General features: G+C 68.4%; 18 protein-coding genes and 4 pseudogenes. 12 read left to right on the top strand and 10 right to left on the bottom strand.

What is annotated here, in order from left to right:
* Positions 1-67: 67 nt before the first annotated feature.
* Positions 68-670 (top strand): NADPH-dependent F420 reductase, encoded by a 603-nt coding sequence (locus QFZ67_RS02180; protein WP_307659376.1) that lies wholly within the window; start codon positions 68-70, stop codon positions 668-670.
* A 122-nt stretch (positions 671-792) separates the two neighbouring features.
* Here the strand turns inward: QFZ67_RS02180 and QFZ67_RS02175 are convergent, their stop codons facing one another.
* Together QFZ67_RS02175 and QFZ67_RS02170 are read right to left on the bottom strand one after the other, a co-directional pair.
* Entirely contained in the window at positions 793-2,034 is a 1,242-nt protein-coding gene (locus QFZ67_RS02175; RefSeq protein WP_307659375.1) for a GDSL-type esterase/lipase family protein, read from the bottom strand.
* Positions 2,035-2,278: 244 nt separating this feature from the next.
* On the bottom strand, positions 2,279-4,168 hold the full coding sequence (locus QFZ67_RS02170) for an ABC transporter ATP-binding protein (protein ID WP_307659374.1): 1,890 nt from the start codon (positions 4,166-4,168) through the stop codon (positions 2,279-2,281).
* A gap of 464 nt (positions 4,169-4,632) precedes the next feature.
* On the opposite strand from QFZ67_RS02170, the pseudogene QFZ67_RS02165 reads away from it, so the two are divergent.
* Positions 4,633-4,776 (top strand): annotated as a pseudogene (locus QFZ67_RS02165) (IS5/IS1182 family transposase); the annotation flags it as partial.
* A gap of 48 nt (positions 4,777-4,824) precedes the next feature.
* On the opposite strand, the gene QFZ67_RS02160 reads toward QFZ67_RS02165, so the two are convergent.
* Positions 4,825-5,232, bottom strand: a complete 408-nt coding sequence (locus QFZ67_RS02160; protein WP_307659373.1) for a RidA family protein — start codon at positions 5,230-5,232, stop codon at positions 4,825-4,827.
* 138 nt (positions 5,233-5,370) lie between these two features.
* Between QFZ67_RS02160 and QFZ67_RS02155 the strand changes: the two genes are divergently transcribed.
* The 3 genes from QFZ67_RS02155 to QFZ67_RS02145 all read left to right on the top strand — a co-directional run bounded on the left by QFZ67_RS02155 (position 5,371) and on the right by QFZ67_RS02145 (position 6,857).
* On the top strand, positions 5,371-5,751 hold the full coding sequence (locus QFZ67_RS02155) for a helix-turn-helix domain-containing protein (RefSeq protein WP_307659372.1): 381 nt from the start codon (positions 5,371-5,373) through the stop codon (positions 5,749-5,751).
* Between the two features lie 273 nt (positions 5,752-6,024).
* Positions 6,025-6,489 carry a hypothetical protein gene (locus QFZ67_RS02150; protein ID WP_307659371.1) on the top strand — a complete coding sequence of 155 codons (465 nt, stop codon included), beginning with the start codon at positions 6,025-6,027 and terminating at the stop codon, positions 6,487-6,489.
* 116 nt (positions 6,490-6,605) lie between these two features.
* The gene (locus QFZ67_RS02145; RefSeq protein WP_307659370.1) at positions 6,606-6,857 is read left to right on the top strand and encodes a hypothetical protein; all 252 of its coding nucleotides are present in this window, start codon (positions 6,606-6,608) and stop codon (positions 6,855-6,857) included.
* A 791-nt stretch (positions 6,858-7,648) separates the two neighbouring features.
* Here QFZ67_RS02145 and QFZ67_RS02140 read toward each other — a convergent pair.
* Entirely contained in the window at positions 7,649-8,341 is a 693-nt protein-coding gene (locus tag QFZ67_RS02140) for a hypothetical protein (protein WP_307659369.1), read from the bottom strand.
* Positions 8,342-8,815: 474 nt separating this feature from the next.
* Between QFZ67_RS02140 and QFZ67_RS02135 the strand changes: the two genes are divergently transcribed.
* Positions 8,816-9,925 carry a peptidoglycan-binding protein gene (locus QFZ67_RS02135; RefSeq protein ID WP_307659368.1) on the top strand — a complete coding sequence of 370 codons (1,110 nt, stop codon included), beginning with the start codon at positions 8,816-8,818 and terminating at the stop codon, positions 9,923-9,925.
* A gap of 245 nt (positions 9,926-10,170) precedes the next feature.
* On the opposite strand, the gene QFZ67_RS02130 is transcribed toward QFZ67_RS02135, so the two are convergent.
* Entirely contained in the window at positions 10,171-11,058 is an 888-nt protein-coding gene (locus QFZ67_RS02130) for a LysR family transcriptional regulator (protein ID WP_307659367.1), read from the bottom strand.
* 84 nt (positions 11,059-11,142) lie between these two features.
* Between QFZ67_RS02130 and QFZ67_RS02125 the strand changes: the two genes are divergently transcribed.
* From QFZ67_RS02125 to QFZ67_RS02105, 4 genes and pseudogenes are all read left to right on the top strand, one after another.
* A complete protein-coding gene (locus tag QFZ67_RS02125; protein WP_307659366.1) occupies positions 11,143-12,135 on the top strand; it encodes a threonine/serine dehydratase in 993 nt (330 codons plus the stop codon).
* Positions 12,136-12,141: 6 nt separating this feature from the next.
* Positions 12,142-12,741 (top strand): LysE family translocator, encoded by a 600-nt coding sequence (locus QFZ67_RS02120; RefSeq protein WP_307659365.1) that lies wholly within the window; start codon positions 12,142-12,144, stop codon positions 12,739-12,741.
* Between the two features lie 174 nt (positions 12,742-12,915).
* Positions 12,916-13,145 (top strand): annotated as a pseudogene (locus QFZ67_RS02110) (transposase); the annotation flags it as partial.
* Positions 13,146-13,414: 269 nt separating this feature from the next.
* On the top strand, positions 13,415-13,747 hold the full coding sequence (locus QFZ67_RS02105; protein ID WP_307659364.1) for a putative quinol monooxygenase: 333 nt from the start codon (positions 13,415-13,417) through the stop codon (positions 13,745-13,747).
* Between the two features lie 56 nt (positions 13,748-13,803).
* Here the strand turns inward: QFZ67_RS02105 and QFZ67_RS02100 are convergent, their stop codons facing one another.
* A complete protein-coding gene (locus QFZ67_RS02100) occupies positions 13,804-14,037 on the bottom strand; it encodes a hypothetical protein (RefSeq protein WP_307659363.1) in 234 nt (77 codons plus the stop codon).
* Between the two features lie 99 nt (positions 14,038-14,136).
* On the opposite strand from QFZ67_RS02100, the gene QFZ67_RS02095 reads away from it, so the two are divergent.
* Both QFZ67_RS02095 and QFZ67_RS02090 read left to right on the top strand, forming a co-directional pair.
* Positions 14,137-16,275, top strand: a complete 2,139-nt coding sequence (locus tag QFZ67_RS02095; RefSeq protein ID WP_307665702.1) for a VanW family protein — start codon at positions 14,137-14,139, stop codon at positions 16,273-16,275.
* A gap of 509 nt (positions 16,276-16,784) precedes the next feature.
* Positions 16,785-16,981 (top strand): annotated as a pseudogene (locus QFZ67_RS02090) (NAD(P)H dehydrogenase); the annotation flags it as partial.
* Between the two features lie 243 nt (positions 16,982-17,224).
* Here the strand turns inward: QFZ67_RS02090 and QFZ67_RS02085 are convergent.
* The 4 genes and pseudogenes from QFZ67_RS02085 to QFZ67_RS02070 all read right to left on the bottom strand — a co-directional run bounded on the left by QFZ67_RS02085 (position 17,225) and on the right by QFZ67_RS02070 (position 20,071).
* Positions 17,225-18,250 carry an alcohol dehydrogenase gene (locus QFZ67_RS02085; protein ID WP_307659362.1) on the bottom strand — a complete coding sequence of 342 codons (1,026 nt, stop codon included), beginning with the start codon at positions 18,248-18,250 and terminating at the stop codon, positions 17,225-17,227.
* Between the two features lie 372 nt (positions 18,251-18,622).
* Positions 18,623-18,985: pseudogene (locus QFZ67_RS02080) on the bottom strand (PP2C family protein-serine/threonine phosphatase); the annotation flags it as partial.
* A gap of 233 nt (positions 18,986-19,218) precedes the next feature.
* Positions 19,219-19,398, bottom strand: coding sequence for a hypothetical protein (locus QFZ67_RS02075; protein WP_307659361.1), 180 nt, complete (start codon positions 19,396-19,398; stop codon positions 19,219-19,221).
* 58 nt (positions 19,399-19,456) lie between these two features.
* Positions 19,457-20,071: a LuxR family transcriptional regulator gene (locus tag QFZ67_RS02070; protein WP_307659360.1), complete on the bottom strand. Its 615-nt coding sequence runs from the start codon at positions 20,069-20,071 to the stop codon at positions 19,457-19,459.
* Between the last annotated feature and the right edge of the window lie 295 nt (positions 20,072-20,366).

The raw sequence follows: 20,366 nt of genomic DNA, 5'->3' as shown, positions 1-20,366 counted from the left end.
TCGGCCGATCGCCTCCGGTGGAGGTGGGCGTATCGGTGGCGGCCCGTCAGGCGCTGGTCCTCGCACGTTGGACTCGCAGTCCGCCGTTGAGGTTGTACGCGCGGATGGTCGGACACAGCCCCGAGCCCCGAGGGCGACACCCGCCGAGGCGGCCGCCGGCGACTGGGTCGTGGTCACCGTCCCGCTGAAGAACTACCGCCAGGTGCCGGTGGCACCGCTGGCGGGGAAGGTCGTTCTCGACACGAACAACTACTACCCCGAGCGTGACGGACGGATCGCCGAACTGGACTCGGAAGAGACCACCACCAGCGAACTCCTCCGGCGGCATCTGCCGGACTCCCAGGTCGTCAAGGCGTTCAACAACATCTTCTACGCGCATCTGGCCGCGCTGGCCCGGCCCTCCGGCGCTGCCGACCGCTCGGCGCTGCCGACCGCCGGCGATGACCCTGAGGCGAAGGCCGCCGCCACCCGGCTGCTCGATCTCCTCGGATACGACGCCCTGGACGCGGGGCCCCTCGCCGACAGCTGGCGTTTCCAGCGCGACACTCCGGCCTATGTCGTTCCGTACGCGAAGAACCCGCAGGGTCGCGGCATCTCCATGGACGACCCGGGAGCGAGCGCGGACTTCGCGACGCTGCGCGCGGCCCTGGCCGCGGCCGAGCGCGGCTGAGGAGCGACCGAGCTGGGCTGAGCTGGTCCTGCCTTCCAAGCGTAGGCCTGAGCTTAAGCCTTAAGGTCCGTCAGATGCCGGGTCGTCGGGCGCAGCAGCGAGCAACTCTCGTACGCGGGGTATCACTTCGCGCCCGTAGAGCAGGCACGCTCGGCGGCGAACGGTCCGTCGGTGCCGAAGGCCAGGGCAGCGAAGCGTTCGCCGATGCGGCGGTGTGTGGCGGCGTCCGGGTGGAGCTGGTCGGGCAGCGGCAGCTCAGCGAAGTCCGCCTCGCCGTAGAGGTCGTGGCCGTCGAGGTAGTGCAGGTTCGGGTCGTCGGTTGCCCGCTGCTTCACGACGCGGGCCAGTTCGTCCCGGATGACGTTGAGCGTCAGCTTCCCGCTGGCCCGTTCCGCGGGGTCGCCCGCGGCCCGGAACTGCAGCTTCCCAGTGCTGAGGTTGCTGAAGTCCGGGGCGCTGGGGCCGGGAGTGTCCTCGTGGATGGGGCACAGGATGGGCGAGACGACCAAGAGCGGAGTGGCGGGGTGGCCCTCGCGGATGGTGTCGAGGAAGCCGTGCACCGCCGGAGTGAAGGCACGCAGACGCATCAGGTCGATGTTGATAAGGTTGATGCCGATCTTGACGCTGATCAGGTCCGCGGGGGTGTCCCGCAGGGCGCGGGCGGTGAACGCATCGAGCAAAGCGCTGCCGCCCAGACCGAGGTTGATCAGCTCCACGCCGCCGAGGGAGGCGGCCAGCGCCGGCCAAGTCGTGCTGGGGCTGGCTGCGTCGGAGCCGTGGCTGATCGAACTGCCGTGGTGCAGCCACACCCTGCGGCCCTGTTCCGACACGGCCTCGACGGGGGCGTCAGTGCGCAGGGCGACCAGCTGGGTGATCTCGTTGTGCGGCAGCCAGATCTCGACATCCTTCACACGGTCGGGCAGACCGGTGAACCGGACGGTGCCGACCGGGCCGGGCCGGGTTTCCGCAGACCCGGTGGCCATGTCCACCATCAGGACGTTGCCGCCGGTGACACTTGCCCGCCCGGCCAGACGGCCATCGACGAGCAGGTCGTACACACCGTCCGGACGAGGCGGGGCGCCCTGGTAGGCCACCTTGGTGCGGAGCGTGTCCAGCTCGACGGCGGTGGCCCGGGTGCGGAGGACCAGCCGCACTCCGGAGGGCTGGGCCTCCGCCATGGCCAGCTGCCCGTCGGCGCACTGCGCGCGGGCCCGGGCGGGCAGCCGGTGCGGCAGCACCCCGTGCTCGGTGCGCTCCAAGTCGAGTGCGCCGCGCAGGAGGTCCGCGGTGACGGGCCTGGTGATCCAGGCCGTTGTCCGGGGCGTGGTGGAGGAGCCGGGGACGTCGTCGTGCTGGTGGTTCATGATCTCAGCCTGTCAACCGGATTCCTGATCCGCACATAGTTTTTTGGCCCACCACCCTCGTGGTTGAGGCCGACGGTCGCCGTCCGCCAGGCGATCAGCGGGATCATCCACCGGCTCGGCACCGTCTGCCGTTGTGCAAGCCATCCGCCCATGATCGGGGAGGCAGCTCTGGTCGTGGCGACAGGGGAAGAGCATCGATCTGCCCGTCGGCGATACGGACTTGGTCACTGTGGGTGCGGTGAGTTCAATGGACGGGGTGTGCCTCCTCCGCTCCCGGGTGTTCGAACTGGGTGCGGTACAGCTCCTCGTAGCGGCCGCCGGCGGCCAGGAGTTCAGTGTGGGTTCCGCGTTGGACGACCTTGCCCTCCTCGACGACCAGGATCAGGTCTGCGGCTCGTACGGTCGATAGCCGGTGGGCGATCACCACGGCGGTACGGCCCGACAGTGCCTCCCCGAGGGCCTCCTGGACCGCCGCCTCGGAGGTGGAGTCGAGGTGGGCGGTCGCCTCGTCGAGGATGACGACTCGCTGGCGGGCCAACAGCAGCCGGGCGATGGTCAGCCGCTGCCGCTCGCCGCCGGAGAGCCGGTAGCCGCGCTCGCCGACGACGGTGTCCAGGCCGTCGGGCAGCGAGGCCACCAGCCCTTCCAGGCGGGAGCGGCGCAGGGCATCCCAGATGTCGTCCTCGGTGGCGTCGGGCCGGGCGAGGAGCAGGTTGGCGCGGACGGATTCGTGGAAGAGGTGGCCGTCCTGGGTGACCATGCCGATCGTCTCGCGGATCGAGTCCGAGGTCAGGTCGCGTACGTCGATGCCGTTGAGCCGTACGAAACCGGCGTCGGCGTCGTACAGCCGCGGCATCAGTTGCGCGATCGTGGACTTGCCCGCGCCGGAGGAGCCGACCAGCGCGACCATCCGGCCGGGTTCGGCGCGGAAGGAGATGCCGTGCAGAACCTCTGTGCCGCCGCGGGAGTCGAGAGTGGCGACCTCTTCGAGGGAGGCGAGGGAGACCTTGTCGGCGGAGGGGTAGCCGAAGCGGACCCCGTCGAACTCCACGGACACCGGACCGTCCGGCACCCGGCGGGCGTCCGGCTTCTCGGAGATCAGTGGTTTCAGGTCGAGGATCTCGAAGACCCGCTCGAAACTGACCAGTGCGCTCATCGCCTCGACACGGGCGCCGGCCAGTGCGGTCAGCGGGGCATAGAGGCGGGTGAGGAGCAGGGCGAGGGCGACGACGGCTCCCGGGTCCAGGCTGCCGCGCAGTGCGTAGTAGCCGCCGAGTCCGTAAACCAGGGCGAGGGCCAGTGCGGACACCAGGGTGAGGGCGGTGATGAAGACGGACTGGGCCATGGCTGTACGGATGCCGATATCGCGCACCCGGCGGGCCCGGGCGGCGAATTCGGCGGACTCGTCGGCGGGGCGCCCGAAGAGTTTGACCAGGGTCGCGCCTGGGGCGGAGAACCGCTCGGTCATCTGGGTGCCCATGGCGGCGTTGTGGTTGGCGGCCTCGCGCTGCATCTTGGCCATGCGGGAGCCCATCCGGCGGGCGGGGACAACGAACACCGGCAGCAGGACGAGGGCGAGCAGGGTGATCTGCCAGGAGATGCTGAGCATCACGGCAAGAGTCATCAGCAGGGTGACGAGGTTGGAGACGACGCCGGAGAGGGTGTTGCTGAAGGCCCGTTGGGCCCCGATGACGTCGTTGTTGAGCCGGCTCACGAGTGCGCCGGTGCGGGTGCGCGTGAAGAAGGCGACTGGCATCCGCTGGACGTGGTCGAAGACCGCCGTGCGGAGATCGAGGATCAGCCCCTCGCCGAGATTGGCCGACAGCCAGCGGGTGAGCAGACCGAGCCCCGCTTCGGCGACGGCGATGACAGCGATCAGCAGCGCGAGCCGGGTGACCGTGCCGGTCTGCTGGCCTTTGACGATCGCGTCGATGACGCGGCCGGCGAGCACAGGTGTCGCCACGGCGAGCAGGGCGGTGACCACACTGAGCAGCAGGAAGCGGTACAGCTGCCGACGGTGCGGCCGGGCGAAGGAGACGATGCGGCGCAGGGTGGCCCGGGAGAAGGGTCTCCGGTCCTGCTGGGCGTTCATCGCGCTGTGCAGCGATGTCCACGCGGTGACTTCCATGTCCATGGGGTGCCTCCGGAATCTGGTGGTGGGCCGACGCGGTTCCCGTCGGCCGGTGTGGCCCGGGGCGCACCCAGAACGCTATGACCTAAACCAAACTTGAGGTCAACCGATTCCTCTCGGTCCTTCAGCGGGCCAGCTATTCCAGGTTCACTTGCCACTCATGCGCTGTCGGCGGTCGGCGGGTTGACCATCGCCTTTCCTGCGCCCGCTGGATCACCGGCCAGAGGGTTGAGGCCGCCGGCCCTCTGTTCCTGGGCCCGGCGGGGGAGCGGTGCTGCGGTGCCACCTTGCAAAGCAAGGTCAATCGGTTGACTGGACGGCGTAGGCATCCTGCGCGGCCAGGACCGTCGGCATCTGCCTCTGCAGCAGACCGAGGAGTTCCGTCAGCTTGTCGGCGGTCTCGCGGCCCATGTCTGTCGGGGACTCATCCGTGTCGAGCCAGCGAAAGGACCTGCCCTCATGTCAACAAACTCGCCATCTGCACCGAGCGCAGGGCCCGTGTCATCGAGGCGTTCATCGCGCTCGCCAACGCGATCACCATCGTCCGCCGATTACCGGCCCAAGCCTGGACCAGCCATCGCTGGGACACCCGGCCCAGCCGATGCCCCTGACCTATCCGCGCGATCTCCAAGAACAACCTCAGGGCGAAGAACACCTGTTCAGTCGATGATCGCGGTGGCTTCGACCTCAACCAGATGGTCGGGTACGTCCAGTGCTGCAACGCCCAGCAGCGTGCCCGGCGGTACCGGGGTGACCCCCAGCTTCGCGGCCGCCCGAGCGACTCCCTCTCCGAAGAGGGGCATCTTGTCGGGGGTCCAGTCGACGACGTAGACGGTTAGTTTCGCTACGTCGTCGAAGGAACCACCGACCCCGGCCAGGGCGGTGGCGACGTTGAGGTAGCACTGCTCGACCTGAGCGGCGAGGTCACCTTCGCCGACCGTGACCCCATCGGCATCCCAGGCGACCTGCCCGGCGATGAACACCAGCTTCGACCCGGTGGCGACCGACACGTGCCGGTACGCCTCGACCTTCGGCAACCCGTCAGGGTTCACCAGGGTGATGGCCATGCTGCCTCCTTGTTGCGAGAGCCCGTGGGCCCGCTTCCACCAAGCCACAACGCGCTTGGTCACTTGTGGTTACTGAGGAACCGTAGGAGAGTGGCCGCTGACATGGAAGAACGCACTTTTCAGTGACTGGGGAACCTTATGGTGACCAAGCAGTTCAGCCGCTCGCCCAAGGAAGCAGACCTGACGCGCGCGGACTCTTTGGCGCGGGAAATCTTCTCGGACGTCGCCAACAAGTGGGCATTCCTGATCATCGAGGTTCTCGGTGAACGGACCCTGCGCTTCAGCGAGTTGCGAAATGAAATCGAGGGCATCAGCCACAAGATGCTCACCCAGAACCTGCGCATGCTGGAGCGCAACGGCCTGGTCGAGCGGAACGTCCACCCCACCGTGCCGCCGCGGGTCGAGTACACCCTCACCGAGCCGGGCCAAGCCCTACGAGGGACGGTCGATGGAATGTGCGGCTGGACCCACCAGTACCTCGGTCACATCGAGGCCTCCCGCCGCCGCTTCGACATCTGAAGCTGGGTTCAGGGACGAACTGGCCGCGCAGCCAGGGGAAGTCGGCTTCATCCACGATGATCGTGCCGAGAAGAGCGTCCTTGCGCATCAGCCGCCACACGCCGTCATCCGCGGTCATCCTGGCCTCATGGATTCAGCCGTCCGGCTCAGGCCCGGAGCCCTGCCTGGCAGGAGCGCCGGACAGCAAGAGGTTAAGGAGGGCTCGTTCGTCGTGTTGGCTTGAAGTAGGGCTAGCCCCCATGTAGTTGTTGAATAACCGATTAGCATCTGGCCATGGACTGGGGGACCTTGGTGGGTACCGCGCTGGGCGCGGCTGTCGGCGTGGGGACAACCATGCTGGCCGAGCGTTCGCGCTGGAAACGTGATCATTCCTCTCGCGAGCAGTCCGTCAAACGACAGCTCTATGGTGAATACCTTGCGGCGCTCTCCCTGACCACGCACCGGTTGCGCGACCTGAGACGTTCCCCATCGCTGACGCTTGAGGACCGGGTGCGGCAGGCGGGCGAGATCTTGGGCTCCGGCGGCGCCTACGGGCTGCGCTATCAGATGCTGATCACGGCCCCCGAACCGCTGGGACACATGGCGGATCAGGCATTCACGAGACTTCGTGATCTGCGTGACTGCTTCGATGAACCCGACGTACGCGCGGACCCTCAGTGGAGCGACGCACTATCGGCGCTCACCGACACCCTCAAAGCGCTCCGGGCAGCAATGAGGGACGACCTCTCCGCTTCCTAGGCATGGGGGGCCTAGCGGAGAGCTTCGAACGGCGCTTCGGGCTTGGTCACTCGTATCGGTATTCGCCCGACGTGGAGGCGGCCTTCGTCTGATCGTGTGCTCCGACCAAGGTGCACGTGACCACGACGAAGGCCATGATGGTGAGCCTGCCGGTCGATGATGTCCGGCGGGAAGCGTTCGCGGAAGCGTCACGCTTCCCTTTCGCCCTCGCCACCACCCTCAGTACCTCCGAACGCCCCTCCCGCTGGGGCCAGTTGGAGTCGCTCCGGCGGGCCGCTGAAAGCCGCCCTAGCCAGTTCACGGGAACGGACAGCGGTTCGGACGGCACCCGGGCGTCGGCCCGGGAGCCAAATGTCCACGAGTTCTGACAGCGCCGCACCTTCCTTGCAGGTCGAGTATCCGGGGCACTCCAAGCTCAGTCAGAAGCAGGTTCAGGACAGGTCGAACTCCACCTGTACCGGCCCCGATGCGGCTAGGCCAGGTGTGCGCGGCAGCTAGCGCGCGCCCTTCACGGCAGCGGGACGGGGCCCGGGCGCGGACCGCGTCCGACGCCGCGGAACAGACACTCTGCGTCTTGGACTTTGTCGGCGTACACCCGAATGTGCTCAGCCGCGTGCACAGCTACGTACCCAGCTTCCGTGTCGTGCGGGATCACCTGTCCCAAGTCCCCTCATAGGGCCGAGATACCAATGGCGTACCGGCCGGCGTGCGAGCTGCTCGCCACTGCTGTCGGCCGCGACCTCGTGCCGGGCGCAGCCGAAGGGACGTCACGTCGTCGAGTGACGCCCCATCGTGATGTGGTGCAAGACACGCTTGTGCGGTACATCGAGCAACGTGCGTTGTGAGTCCGAGTGGTTGGTACGAAAAGAGATCAAGGAAGTGGCAAAAGGTGACCAACCGCAAGATTCTGGCCATGACGGCACTGTGCGTGACCGCCACCGTCGGCCTGACCGCCTGTGGCGAGTGGTGTCCCGGCACCGCGACGCCTCTCTGACCTGCGGTGATGTCGCTGGTTGCGGGTGATGCGCAGGTTGGTTGGGCGTTGCGCAGTTTCGCTGGGCCGCGCCCACCCCGCCTGTATCACGTCTCTCTCAACCGACCTGCTGACGCAGCGATTTGACCCCCACGCGCAGCCTGTGAGGCTACTGCACGCCGGGCGTCAATTCGATGCGCATGCCGTCGGCTTCCCGGAGGACGTAGACATGGTCGGTCCTCGCGCTCCAGCCGATGGGCACGGCGTAGTAGCGCCCGTCGCGCGCCGCGATGAGCCGCAGGCCCGTGTACAGGTACCGAAGGTGGACACTCTCGCCGAGGTCTTCAAAGTAGAGGTCGGTGACCGGGAGGTCAGGCCGAGCCGTTCGGCGCTGAAGACGACGAGGCCGGTGCGCTGGACCACGTCACGTGCGGCGTTCCTGGCGTGCCGCTCGCCGAGCTGGCCGGCGGCCAGGGTAACGGTCCAGAGCAGGAACACTTCGGCGGCGAAGATCGGTACAGCTGTGTCCCGCAGGCCCCTCGGAGTGTGATCGACGTCGATCTGGCGCGCCTCTCCCAGCAGCAGGCCGAGGCCGATGAGGAGTGGACCGAGGCAGCGGTACGGCAGAAGCAGTTGCCATACCCACCACAGGACGAGCAGGATCAGGCCGGCTACCACGACGACCAGGTAGTAGCGAGCCAGCGCCGAGGTGCCGAGCGAAGCGCCGTGCACCACGCCGCCGGGGAGTGCTTGCCGCGGCCGGCGTCCGCTGATGGCGACGGCGATGAGCAGCACGACGGCACCCACGAGGACCGGGAAGGTCATCAGATGCAGGCTCTGCAGAACGGATTCGGCGAAGCCGAATCCGAGGAAGAGCATCCACGCCCAACTTCCACCATAATGCGGGCGATGTTCTGGACTTCGCAGGCGGCCTTGAGCGTGGCCGAGAGCTTGTCCGGCTCCCCACCGCCCACTCCCCATGGCAGGCCCAAGGATCAACTCGCCATGTAGAACACGCTCTTACCAGTCCACGCGGACGTCCCGCCGCTCCGGCGGACCCTCGACCGTGTGTACACGTCCGAGTCGGCGCTCGGCGGGCTGCCGCAGGCGTCAACTCCTCGAGGAATCGACGAGATGTGGGCCACATTCCGGAAGGCAGATTGAGACAAGGCCGCACGGGCTGCGTATCGCCTCACAACGGAACAGCGAAGCCCGACCCGTGCCGCCCGGCTCTCCGTCACAGACCCACCCGTGACCACCATCCGACGTTTTGATGCGTATCCGCCCATGAAAGACATCCCTGGCCTGTCCGCGACAAGACATTCCATGGACGTTGGTTGAGGAGGACTGCCGGTGGGATCCAACGACACCGAACCTCAGCGAGCTCACAGTCCAGGTCCTGATCTCGCGCAAGAGATACGGGACTCCTTCCAGGCCGTGCTGGACGCCTTGGACGCCGCACGCGCCGACCTCTACGCGGTCGACGAGCAGCAGGGCCGGCCCGAGTCCCCGCCGCCGTCCTGGCAACAGCCCAGCGAAGCGGCCAGGGACGCAGGCTTCACTCATCCGACCCCCTCCCTGTCCTCGCCCCCGGCTCCGCCCCCATCCCGACGGACACAGCCGGTGGGGCCTGGGCCCGAGCGCCTGGATCCGGATCCTCCGCACGCCGTCGAGCCGTATGTGGTGGAGCCGCTGCGGACCGGTGGCGTACGGCAGGTCGACGCTCCGGAGGATGTCGTGGTGGAGCCGCTGTGGTTGCGCGCCACGCATCTGGAGCCTGTTCCGCCCCCGTCATTGGGAACGCCACCGCCGGTGGGAAAGCCGCCGATGGCCAGTGGCGCAGGCCCGACGTACGCCGCACCGCCGCTGACCTTCCCTCCCCCGCAGGAGGGCGCGCGCGGCCGGACCGGTCCGCGCCCGTACACCAGAGCGTCGGCTACCCCCGGGCGCCCGGCCCCGCCCTCGGACCAACTCCTCGCCCCGTCCTCGGAGTCGCCACCGCCACCCGTCCGCGCGCACGCGAGGAACAGAAGCCGAGGATGGCGGCGCTTCACCAACCGGCGGGACACTCGTGTCGCCGGAGTCTTCGGACTGGGCGCTGTGAGCGGACTGATCCTCGCCTCTTCGCTGCTGGGCAGCGACAACCCCGCACCGGCGGTCCCGTCCGCGCCCTCCGAGCAACTTGACCGGCCGCCGCTGCCCGACAACCCCGCACCCAGCCTCCCCGAGATTCCGGGCACGGGTGTGCTGCGCCAGGGCGACAGCGGGCATGGGGTATACGAGTTGCAGGTCCGTCTGCTCCAGGTCCCGAACATGTACGACGGCGGCGCCATCGATGGTCGCTACGACAAGGAGGTCCGATCGGCCGTGGCCAGATTCCAGCAGTGGTACGGCGTCCGCGGTGACGAGACGGGCGTCTACGGCGACAACACGCGCCTCGCCCTCATGTTGCGAACCAAGTAGGACTCCGCTACTTCCCCGCCGGCTCGGGTGACGTTTTCGCTGGTCTGACCTCGACTGGCGTCTTCAGTAGGTGTTTTTGAACCTCGGCTGTCAGTCAGCGCAGGTCAGCCACTCGACGGTCCGGCGGATCCGCCGGAACCGTCGAGGGGAGCGCCACGGATGTGGCTGTCGGCGTACAGGTTGACGTGCGCTGCTGCGCACGGATTAATGTGCACGGCCTCATCCCGGACCGGCACGGGGAGGACTCAATGCGGAGGCAATGTCGTCGCTGCGGCCTGCGTGAGGTGTTCCAGCAGCGCCACAGTCGCTGGTGGGTCGGGCGCTTCTCCGTGCACCGCAGCGTTGATCAACCGTTCCTGATCGGGTAGGCGTACCAGCCTTACTGAGGCGTTGCGTTGGGCGGCCAGGGCCAGGGCCGGCAGTGTGGTGACGCCCAGCCCGGCCGCGACGAGTGCCTGTACTGCGACGTAGTCGTCGGTGGTGAAGGCGATGTCAGGCGTGAAACCGGCGGCGGCGCAGGATCGCACCAGGTGCTTCCGGCATCGCTCGCACCCCGTGATCCACCGACGCATGGCGTGGTCGGCGAGAGTGTCGCCGGGCAGGCTGGTCGGGGTCACGAGGTAGATCGACTCGGTGAGCAGCGGCGTTCGGCGTAGCCCGTCGTCGGCCGGTGATGTGTCTGGGTAGGTGAACAGCAGCGCCACATCGACCTCGCCCGATCGCAGCAGCCGTGCCGCATCGGGCGGTTCGGCCTCGGTGAAGCGCAACTCGACATCAGGGTGGGCGGCGGTGAACGCGGCCGCGGCCCGCGGGACGAACGTACCCAGGGCGGAGGGGAACGCGGCCAGGCGGACCCGGCCTGCACGCAGCCCTGTGTGCGCGGCAAGTTCGGCCTCTGCCGCGTCGAGGCGGCCCAGGATCTCCTCGGCGCGCTCGGCCAGCATCCGGCCCGCGTCGGTCAGGCGAATGCCGCGGCCCACCCGCTGCACGAGCTTGCTGCCGGTCTCGGTCTCCAACCGGGCCAGGTGGTGGCTGATCGATGGTTGTGCATAACTCAGTGCCCGGGCCGCGGCAGTAACCGAACCGTGTTTGGCGACCGCGGCAAGCACCCGCAGGCGGGTCACGTCGAGCATGGCATCCAACCTATCAATCTTATTGATGAGTCTACATGAACAATGGCATTGGACCTATGGGATGGTCGGGCCCACGATGGCAGCATGGAACACGAACTCACCTATGCCGACGTCCTGGCTGCACGAGACCTCCTGGCCGGGCACCTACCCGTCACGCCGATGTGGTCTTACCCGGCGCTCGATGCAGTGACCGGCGCAACCGTCTATGTCAAGCATGAGAATGTGCAACCGGTTGGGGCCTTCAAGGTGCGCGGCGGGCTCACGCTGCTCGCCACCATGGCTCCGGCGCAGCGAGCCCGCGGACTGGTCACCTATTCCACAGGCAACCATGCGCAGTCGCTGGCCCATGCCTGCGCCGAGTTCGGCGCCCCCTGCACGGTGGTGATGCCGGCAACAGCCAGTATGGAGAAGGTGCGTGCCGTACGCGCGCTCGGTGCCACGGCGGTTCTGCACGGCGCGGACATGGCCGCGGCACAGGAGCGTGCCGAGCAGCTGGCGGCTGACGACGACCGGCATCTGGTGAGCCCCGCCGACACCCCGGCCCTGCTGGCCGGCGTCGGCACGGCATATCTGGAGATCTTCGAGGCTCGGCCCGACCTCGACGCCGTGGTCGTACCCGTCGGCAGCGGCACCGGGGCCGCCGCGGCCTGCCTTGTCGCCGCGAAGCTCGCGCCGGACTGCCGGGTCGTCGCGGTGCAGTCGTCCGCCGCGCCCGCGGCACATGATTCGTGGCGGGCCGGTGCCTGCGTACGGCGTCCCGATCGGACCGCCGTCGAGGGCCTGGCCACGGGACGCGGGTTCACGCTGCCACAGCAGCTCATGCGTGCAGGCCTCGCCGACTTTCGCCTGGTCTCCGACACGCAGATCTTCGAAGCACAGCGGCTGCTGGCCAGTCACGCGCACACCCTTGCCGAAGCCGCCGGCGCAGCCGCGCTGGCAGCCGTACTGGCCGACCCGGACGGCTTTGTCGGACAACGCATCGCCGTGGTGTGCACCGGAGGCAACGCCTCTGCTGCCGAGATTGCCGCACTGGCCGACCGCGCCGCGGACGCGGTGGCCGGCCATGTTCAGGACTGATCCACGATGACCAACGATGCGTTCGTATCGCCTCTGCTGTTCGCGGTGGTGGCGACGATAACCCCCGGCGGTGCCACGACACTGGTGACGGCGTCCGGAGCGCATTTCGGCTTTCGCCGCTCCGTGCCGCTCATCGCAGGCATCGCCATCGGCCTCGCGACGCTGGCGGCCGCGGCGGCCGCCGGACTCGCAGGTCTCCTCCTCGCAATACCGTCGCTACAGCTGATCGTGACCTTGACCGGATCGGCCTATCTGATGCGACTGGCCTGGAGGATCGGCAGGAGCGGACCGCCGAGTCCGCCAACGAACGTGCCTGCACCGACGAGCCTCATCGGCGGCATGGGCCTGCTCTGGCTGAATCCCAAAGGCTGGACCATGACCCTCGGCGCGGCTGCATCCTTTACTGCCGTGGCAGGCGGACCGTTCCACCTCGCGGCGTTGCTCGGGACGGTGTTCGGTTTCGCGGCCGCTGTATCGCTGACGCTGTGGTGCGCCGCCGGGCTGCTGCTCGCCCGGATGCTGCGGACAAACCGGCATTGGCGGGTGCTGAACACCGTGCTGGCCCTCCTGCTGATCGCCTCGATCATCCCGATGTGGTTGGGGTAGCGGACTACAGCGCGGTGACCGTTCCCCACCGACGAGGCGAGAGGCTGCCGGCTCGACCGATCAACTCGTGGCGCAGCAGTCCGTGTCCACCGGCCCGGTCCGGTCGTCCGCCCGCACGTGCCTGCAGCCCCAGGCGACCAGTGGCCCAGCTGGTCGCGGATCTGTCCGATGATCCCGGCGGCGGCCCACCGGGCCATGAAGCCCCAAACGGTCCGCCAGGGCGGGAAATCCGCAGGCAGGGACCTCCGCCCACACCTGGCCTGTCCGGCCCGTGCACCTAAACCCTCACGGCCCGGTCCGGGACGGCCACTCGGCTCGAAGAACCAGTGGTCGCCACCCGCCACGGCGTGGGCAAAACCGTGAAACGCCCCGAGAACATCGCCGAACGCAACCAACTCAGACCTCAAAAGACAAGCTCAGGGCTCCGGGGAACTGCCAGGAGCCAGCGCCGGTGCCGCGTGCAGCGGCCCGGCTTGCCCGCTGGCCGGCCTACTGCAACCAGCGGCGACGCCACTCCGGCGATCGGCTACCTCACCCCGGGTCGAGTTCGAACGGTGGATGATCACATCACGTAATCTGTCACGCGTCGCATGAAACCCGGTGCCCACTCCCGAGGTTCAACCTCATGCAGGTGGCACGCGCAGTGTGTGGACAGTCCAGCGAGAGGAATCCGATGATTTTCATCACGGCTAGGTTCAAGGTTCGCCCTGAGTACGCCGACCGGTGGCCTGAGATCGCCGCCGACTTCACCGCCGGCTCGCGCGGTGAGCCGGGCTGCCTGTGGTTCGACTGGTCGCGGAGCATTGAGGACCCCACGGAGTACGTGCTGGTCGAGGCCTTCCGAGACGACGATGCCGGGGCAGCGCACGTGCACTCCGAGCACTTCAAGACCGCGCAGCGGACTCTGCCACCCCACCTGGCCGAGACACCCCGGATCGTGAACGTGAAGGTCCCGCATGACGACTGGTCACTGCTGGGTGAGATGGCCGTCACCGGCGTGGAATAGCCCGCTCTGTCCGCGACGGGGGACGTAGACAGACCGAGGCGGCGGTGGGGCGGCCGCTACCCGTGGGCGTGGACGAGGAGGGTGCCGCCCTTCCGCGGTCCGGCCGGGGCCGGCAGCACGCGGGCGGTCGCTGCGGCGAATCCGTGCCCGGCCAGGATCTCCATCCACCGGTAGGGCTCGTAGTCCCACCGCTTCACCGCGAGCTGGTCCTCGTCCTCGGACGGGTCGATGTACGAGGCCTGGCAGCCGTAGCAGCCCTCTACCGGCGGGCGCTGCGAGAACGCGAGCACGCCACCCGGCGCCGGAGATCAGGCGGGAGCGCAGTCTGTGCGACACCGCACCAGCCTGCGACAGCCGCGGAGGCCGATGACATCGTTTCCGCCTTGACGGTGGTACCGCACGGCGCGGTCGGCGTTGACCTGGCCGCCGTCGGCCTCGTCGTTGACAGCGGTTGTGTACGTCATGCGCGGCGGATTCCGTCAACGCCATCCGCTTGCCGAAGCCCGGCATCGCATTGCCGAGAACCTGCACGGTGCGGCGCTCGAGGCGGGTGCGATTCCCAAGGCGCTCCAGGCATCAGGCATCCAGGAAAGCTTCTCTATCGTGACGGAAATTACATTTCTCCGATTTCTCCTATTTTCTGGATTATTCTGTGCGAATTCACTCGTGCAGGTCTGCTCTGGCTGGCCAAACGCACCATTCCGGCGGTCGGCGCTACAGGGAGAGACATGGGACGCGCACGCAGCGCGACGGGCAACTGGCGGATCGTTCTGTCCGTCGCAGGTGGGGCTGTCGTGCTCGGGTTGGGTGGCCTCTACGTCACCGGGCTGGTGGCCGGTGACGACATCGCAGAGGGCACAAGGGTGCGCGCGGTCGACATCGGCGGAATGGGCCGAGCGGAGGCCCGGCAGGTCCTGGACCGAAGGCTCGGGCCGGTCTTCGCAGCGCCGGTCGCGTTGAAGATCGGTGACCGCATAGAGAAGGCCGATCCCGGCGCGCTCGGGCTGTCCCTCGACACTGCAGCGACCGCCGACCGTGCCGCAAGGGCAGGATCCGATCCGGTAACGGCAATCGGCAGGCTCTTCGCCTCCGGCGGCCGGGACGTCGAGCCGGTAATACGCATGGACGAGCGGACGAGCCGGGCGGAAGCCGACCGTATCGCCGCGGCCAGCAAGCGGCAGGTCCGGGATGGGGCGATATCGTTCGAGAAGGGGAGAGCGAAGGCCGTCGCTCCGGTCACCGGCGTCGCCATGATCACAGACAAGGCGCTGGACACTATCCGCGACGGCTACCTCCGCACTCCGGATGCCGCCCCCGTCGTGATGCCGGTGAGGCAGACGCAGCCGCGGATCGGCCCGCACGAGACCGAGCGGGCCATGAACGAGTTCGCCCAGCCCGCGATGTCCGGACCCGTCACGCTCACCCTCGCTGAGAAACGCATATCCATTGGCACCGCCGCGCTCGGCAGGCATCTGACGATGAAGCCCGACAGTCGAAACCGCCTCGTGCCGGCCCTCAACTCCAAGGGTTTGCTCGCCGACCCCGCTGTCTCCCGCCCGGTGCGCGACGCCGCCCAGGGCCCTCGGGATGCCGTGCTCCGGCTCGACGGCGACGACCGCGTGGTGGTGGCCCAGGAAAGCTCCGTGGGGCGGCAGGTCACCGCGAAGGCATTCGGCGAGGCCGTGGTACCCCTGCTGACCGGCTCCGGCGCGGCCCGCACCGGTGAGATCGCCACCGTAGTGGTCCAGCCGCAGCTCACGAGTGCATCGGCACAGCGGCTCGGCATCAAGGAGAAGGTCTCCTCATTCACCGTCGCTTTCCCGCCCGCCCCTTACCGCAGCACCAACATCGCGCGCGCGGTGGAGTTCATCAACGGCTCGGTTGCCCTGCCCGGACAGGAATGGAGCTTCAACCGAACGGTCGGTGAGCGTACGAAGGACAACGGCTTCGTCGACGGCATCATGATCAACAATGGTCAGTACGTGAAGTCGCCCGGAGGCGGCGTCTCTGCAGTCGCCACCACCATGTTCAACGCCATGTTCTTCGCGGGCGTCAAGCCGGTGGAGTACGGCGCCCACTCCTTCTACATCGAGCGCTACCCCGAAGGCCGCGAAGCCACGGTCGCGTGGGGCACCCTCGACCTGCGCTGGACCAACGATTCTGGTCACGCCCTCTACATCAAGGCCGAATCCACCGACACCTCGGTGACCATCAGCTTCCTCGGCACGAAGAAGTACGACGAGATACGTGCGACCAAGGGGCCGCGCACCAACATCAAGCCGCCGGGCACACGCACGGGCAGCGGCCCGACGTGCGAAGTCCAGAGCCCACTCGAAGGGTTCGACGTCTCTGTCGGCCGCGTCTTCGTGCAGGAGGGCCGGGAGGTCAAGCGCGAAGACTTCAAGACCCACTACACGCCTCGCGACAAGGTCACGTGCACCCCGGAGGAGCCGGCCTCCGCAGCGGCGGTGGGCCGACCGGACGCACCCCGCGCGACGGCAACGAGTGACAGCGCCCCTCGCGGCTGATTCGTTGTCCGTGTAGTCGCGAAGCTGCCCAGTCGGGTACGCGTGAACGGGTTCTTTCGCTGATCGACACGCCCCGCAAATGCCGGGGCCGCCCCGGCGGCCTTGGTGGGTCCGGACCTGGCAGGTCAGACCTGGCCGGCCTGCTCCAGTGCGGTGCAGCAGGTGTCGACGATCAGGCGGGTCACGACATACGGGTCGACGTTGGCGCCAGGTGGAGGGCGTACGGCCGTCGTAATCGCTGGAGGAGGGCGCGGCTCCCGACGCCAGACAGGCACGTACTCCGTCGGCGTCGCCCAGCCCGCTTCCGGTACGCGCAGGCGCTGGGGGACCGCGGGGCCCTGGCCATCCGCTGCGGCAGGATCCCGGAGGGCCGTGCGGACCTCCAGGAGGCGGTCGGACGGAGATGTAGAGGCTGCACAGGCTGAGCAACAGGGCGCAGGAGAGAACGACGACGACGGCGCTGTTGCCGCGTCGGTCGGCACGAGCGGGCAACGTGGGCGGCCAGGGTGCTCCACCGCTTCGGCGGCATCGTGGTTGCACCCCGGCTTCACCGCCCCGGTCAAGTTCGCGGACGGCAATCCCTACGGCACCTCACACGTGGACGCCCAGGGCACGAACCCGGTGGACGACAGACACCACCCGCGCCGCGGCCCGGCACCAGGCCGAGCGCATGGTGAAGATCGCGGCGCAGCTCAAGGCACGCCTGACCACCCTGACACGCCGCCGAGTACAGGCCCGTACGTCGGCGTCGCCGTTCCCGGCGGCGCCGAGGCCGCCGGGCGCCCTGTTCTCACCGGCCTCTTGTGGCTTGAACGGTGGTTGCAACCGTGCCCAGTGCGGTGAGCTGAGGCTCGGGATTCGCCTTGGGGGCGACGGCCGGCACCGTTGTGGAGACGTTCCTGAACCCGGCGGACGGTGGTCGCCGTAGTTGAGGTCGAGACCGTGAAGGTCAGCGGGGGGTGAGCACCATGCGGAAGCGGGCGGTGCCGGACATCATCTTCTGGTACGCCTCATCGGCTTGGTCAAGCGGCATGATCTCGGTCATCGGGCGGATCCCGTGCAGGGCGCTGAACGCCATGGTGTCCTGCACGTCCTGCGCGGTGCCGGACGGGTGGCCGCGGATGATCTTGCCGCTCATGAGCAGCTGGTTCGGGCTGACTCCCAGCGGCTCGGCGGTCGCGCCGATGACCACCAGCTCGCCGCGGGGGGAGAGCCCTTCCACGGTTGCCGTCGCGGCGTCGGAGTTGGCGGCGGTGGCCAGGACTACCTTGGCCCCGCCGAGGGACTGCAGGGCGTCTGCGACGGTGGTGTCCGCGGTGCTGTCGATGTAGTGGTGCGCGCCGAGCTGCTTGGCGAAGTCCGCCTTGGCGGCCCCGCGGGCGATCGCCACGGTCTCGAAGCCCATGGCGGCCGCGTACTTCACCCCCAGGTGGCCCAGGCCCCCGATGCCGAGTACGGCGACCAGATCGCCCGGCCGTGCGGAGCTGCGCCGTAGCCCGTTGTACGTGGTCACCCCCGCGCAGGCCAAGGGCCCCGCATCCGTGGGCGCCAGCGCGTCGGGGATCCCGGCCAGGGCGTCGGCCGGTGCGATCACCGCCTCGGCGAAACCCCCGTCGTACGCCCATCCTGGGACCTTCAGGTTCTCGCACACGATGAAGTCGCCCTGTCGGCAGCGCCTGCAGTGGCCGCAGCTGCCGCCGAACCAGCCCACCGCCACCCGGTCGCCCACCTGCCAGCCGCGGCTTTGCGTTCCCTCGCCGAGCTCCTCGATGCGACCGGCGATCTCATGCCCGGGGACCAACGGAAACCGGACGCCCGGCAACAGGGCGTTGACGAAAGCGGCGTCGCTGTGGCAGATCCCGCAGGCGTCCACGGCAACCCGCACGTGGCCGGGTCCCGGCTGCGGTACCTCACGCTCGACGATCTCGAACGGCCCGCCGGCGGTGGCTACCTGAGCAGCTCGATAGGTACTCATCTCGACCTCTCCCGGGTACTGCTAGGAACGGTCCCCCGGAACCATGGGACCATGTCCGGCCCTGTCGCGCGCGCGGGCCTGCGCGCCTTCGTCACTCGCCTCGCCAAATGTTGTCGAAGGCCACTTCCAGGCAGGAACTTGCTCCCCGAACAGGGTTCAAGAGCGACCTTCACGCGGGTGTCGCCGGACACGAGAACGTCAATCGTTGTTGGACACGGGAAGTGTCAGTGATCCCGTGAGCGGTGCTGTGGCCGCACCGGGGCCAACGCCTGGCTGGGTACCGGCTGGCTCATCTCTCCACCCGGAGATCGCCCCCAAACGCCGCAAGGCTGCCTCCTGGCGTGACTGCGACGTCCGATGATGGCGAAGGCGTCACAGGCGTACGGCGACCAGGGCGATGTCGTCGCGGGCGCCGCCGCTGACGCCGAGGCGGGCGAGCAGGGCGTCGGCGAGGCGCTCGGGGCCGAGTCGGGCGTAGCCGGCCAGGGCGTCGGTCAGCCGGTTGAGGCCGGCGTCGATGTCTTCGCCGCGGCGCTCGATGAGCCCGTCGGTGTAGAGGACGAGGGTGTCGCCCGGGGTGTAGGGGAGGCTGGCCTGGGGGCGGGGGACGTGCTCGGGGCGGGCGCCCAGCGGTGGGTCGGTGGCCCGGTCGAGCAGCTGGCAGGTGCCGTCATCGACGATCACCAGGTCGGGTCCCAGCACCAGGTAGGGGCTCGGCGTGTCGGCGAACAGCGCCGCGTAGTCGATCTCCGGTGATGTCACGTGCTCCCTGCCAGCGTCGGTGAACCGCTGCCTCTTAATCTACGAAGCATCCGCCGCTCGCGCCCGCCGCAACATCATGTGCCGCACGCTGTGGAGAGCGATGTCCGACCAGGGGGGCCGAGCAACCGCCGAGGATCGTGCGGGGTCGGTGGCTGGGGCTCAGCCGGAGGAGTGCGGAAACACGCCCCCGGCTCCGACGACGTGCCTCAGGCGTGCAGATCGTCGTTGAGGCGCTGGCGCAGCAGCTGGAGCACCGCGGTGTCGGCGAGATCGCTGAGCAATCGCGCCGGGTTCCCCCCCCGCACCCGGATCGCCGACGACGCCCAGAGTTTCACCGGCGTCAGGCCGTTTCCTGCGGAGTGTCCCCAGTCTTTCGTCATCGTCATGCCCGAGAGTGGTGCGTCGTCCTGGTGGGCACGGTGTGGCTACTTCAGCAGGTCGTGGTCAGCGGTGAGGTAGCCCGCTTGGAAACGGCTTTTCGGCGCCGAGCATGTCGAAGATCTCAGCGATGTATTTACGGCAGGTGCGCAGGGAGAAGCCGAGGCGGCGGGCAATGGTCTCATCGCGAGCGCCTTCGCCGAGCAGATGCAGGATGTTGCGGTGGACGTCGCTGAGGGCGGTGAGGTCGGGGCGGTTTTCGGCGAACGGCGTGCCGAGGTCCCAGGCCCTTTCGAACGCGCTGTGGAGGAAGGCGATGGTGGAGGGGTCGCGTACGACGGCGCCGCCGCCGGGGAGGGAGTGGTGGGGGATGAACGCAACGGCACGGTCGAAGACGATCAGGCGGCCGAAGAGTTCGGGGCAGGTACGGACCTCGGCGCCGGCGCTGGTGACCTGGTAGACGTAGGCGCGGGTGGGCGGATGGTGGCGGGCGGAGTGCTGGTAGAGGGTCCGCATGCGCACACCGCGCTCAAGGAGTTCGAGGTCGCGGGCGACGGCCTGTTCCAGCTGTTCGACGGGACGGCCGCCGCCGGGCTGGCTGCTGATCATCTCCGTCTTGCAGCCGCGGCTGGCCTCGTCGACGAGCGAGACGACATCGGACAGCGAACCGAAGACTTCCACCGAATTCTGGGTGGGCCGTGCGGTGCCCAATACGGAATAGACATCTCGCAGGTGGTTCGCCCCACCGCGAGAGCAGCGATTGCTGCCGTGACGCCGTTCCCGCCCACCCGGTCCAGGGTGCCCCGCGGCGCATGACCCGCCGATCCCGGCAACGCGGTCACGTACGGGCCGATACAACGGCGCAAGCCCCGCCGATCCAGATCTGGTGAACTGAACGGCGGCGTGTGCTCGCCGATTCGGCCACCGCAAGCCGTTCCCTCGCCGGTGCGTCACAAGGCACAGTGCATGAACGCGA

It is taken from the genome of Streptomyces sp. V1I1 (assembly GCF_030817355.1).
In the GTDB taxonomy this organism is placed as follows: Bacteria; Actinomycetota; Actinomycetes; order Streptomycetales; family Streptomycetaceae; genus Streptomyces.
Note: the sequence above shows the minus strand (reverse complement) of the source record. Positions and strands in the feature narration are given on the sequence as shown.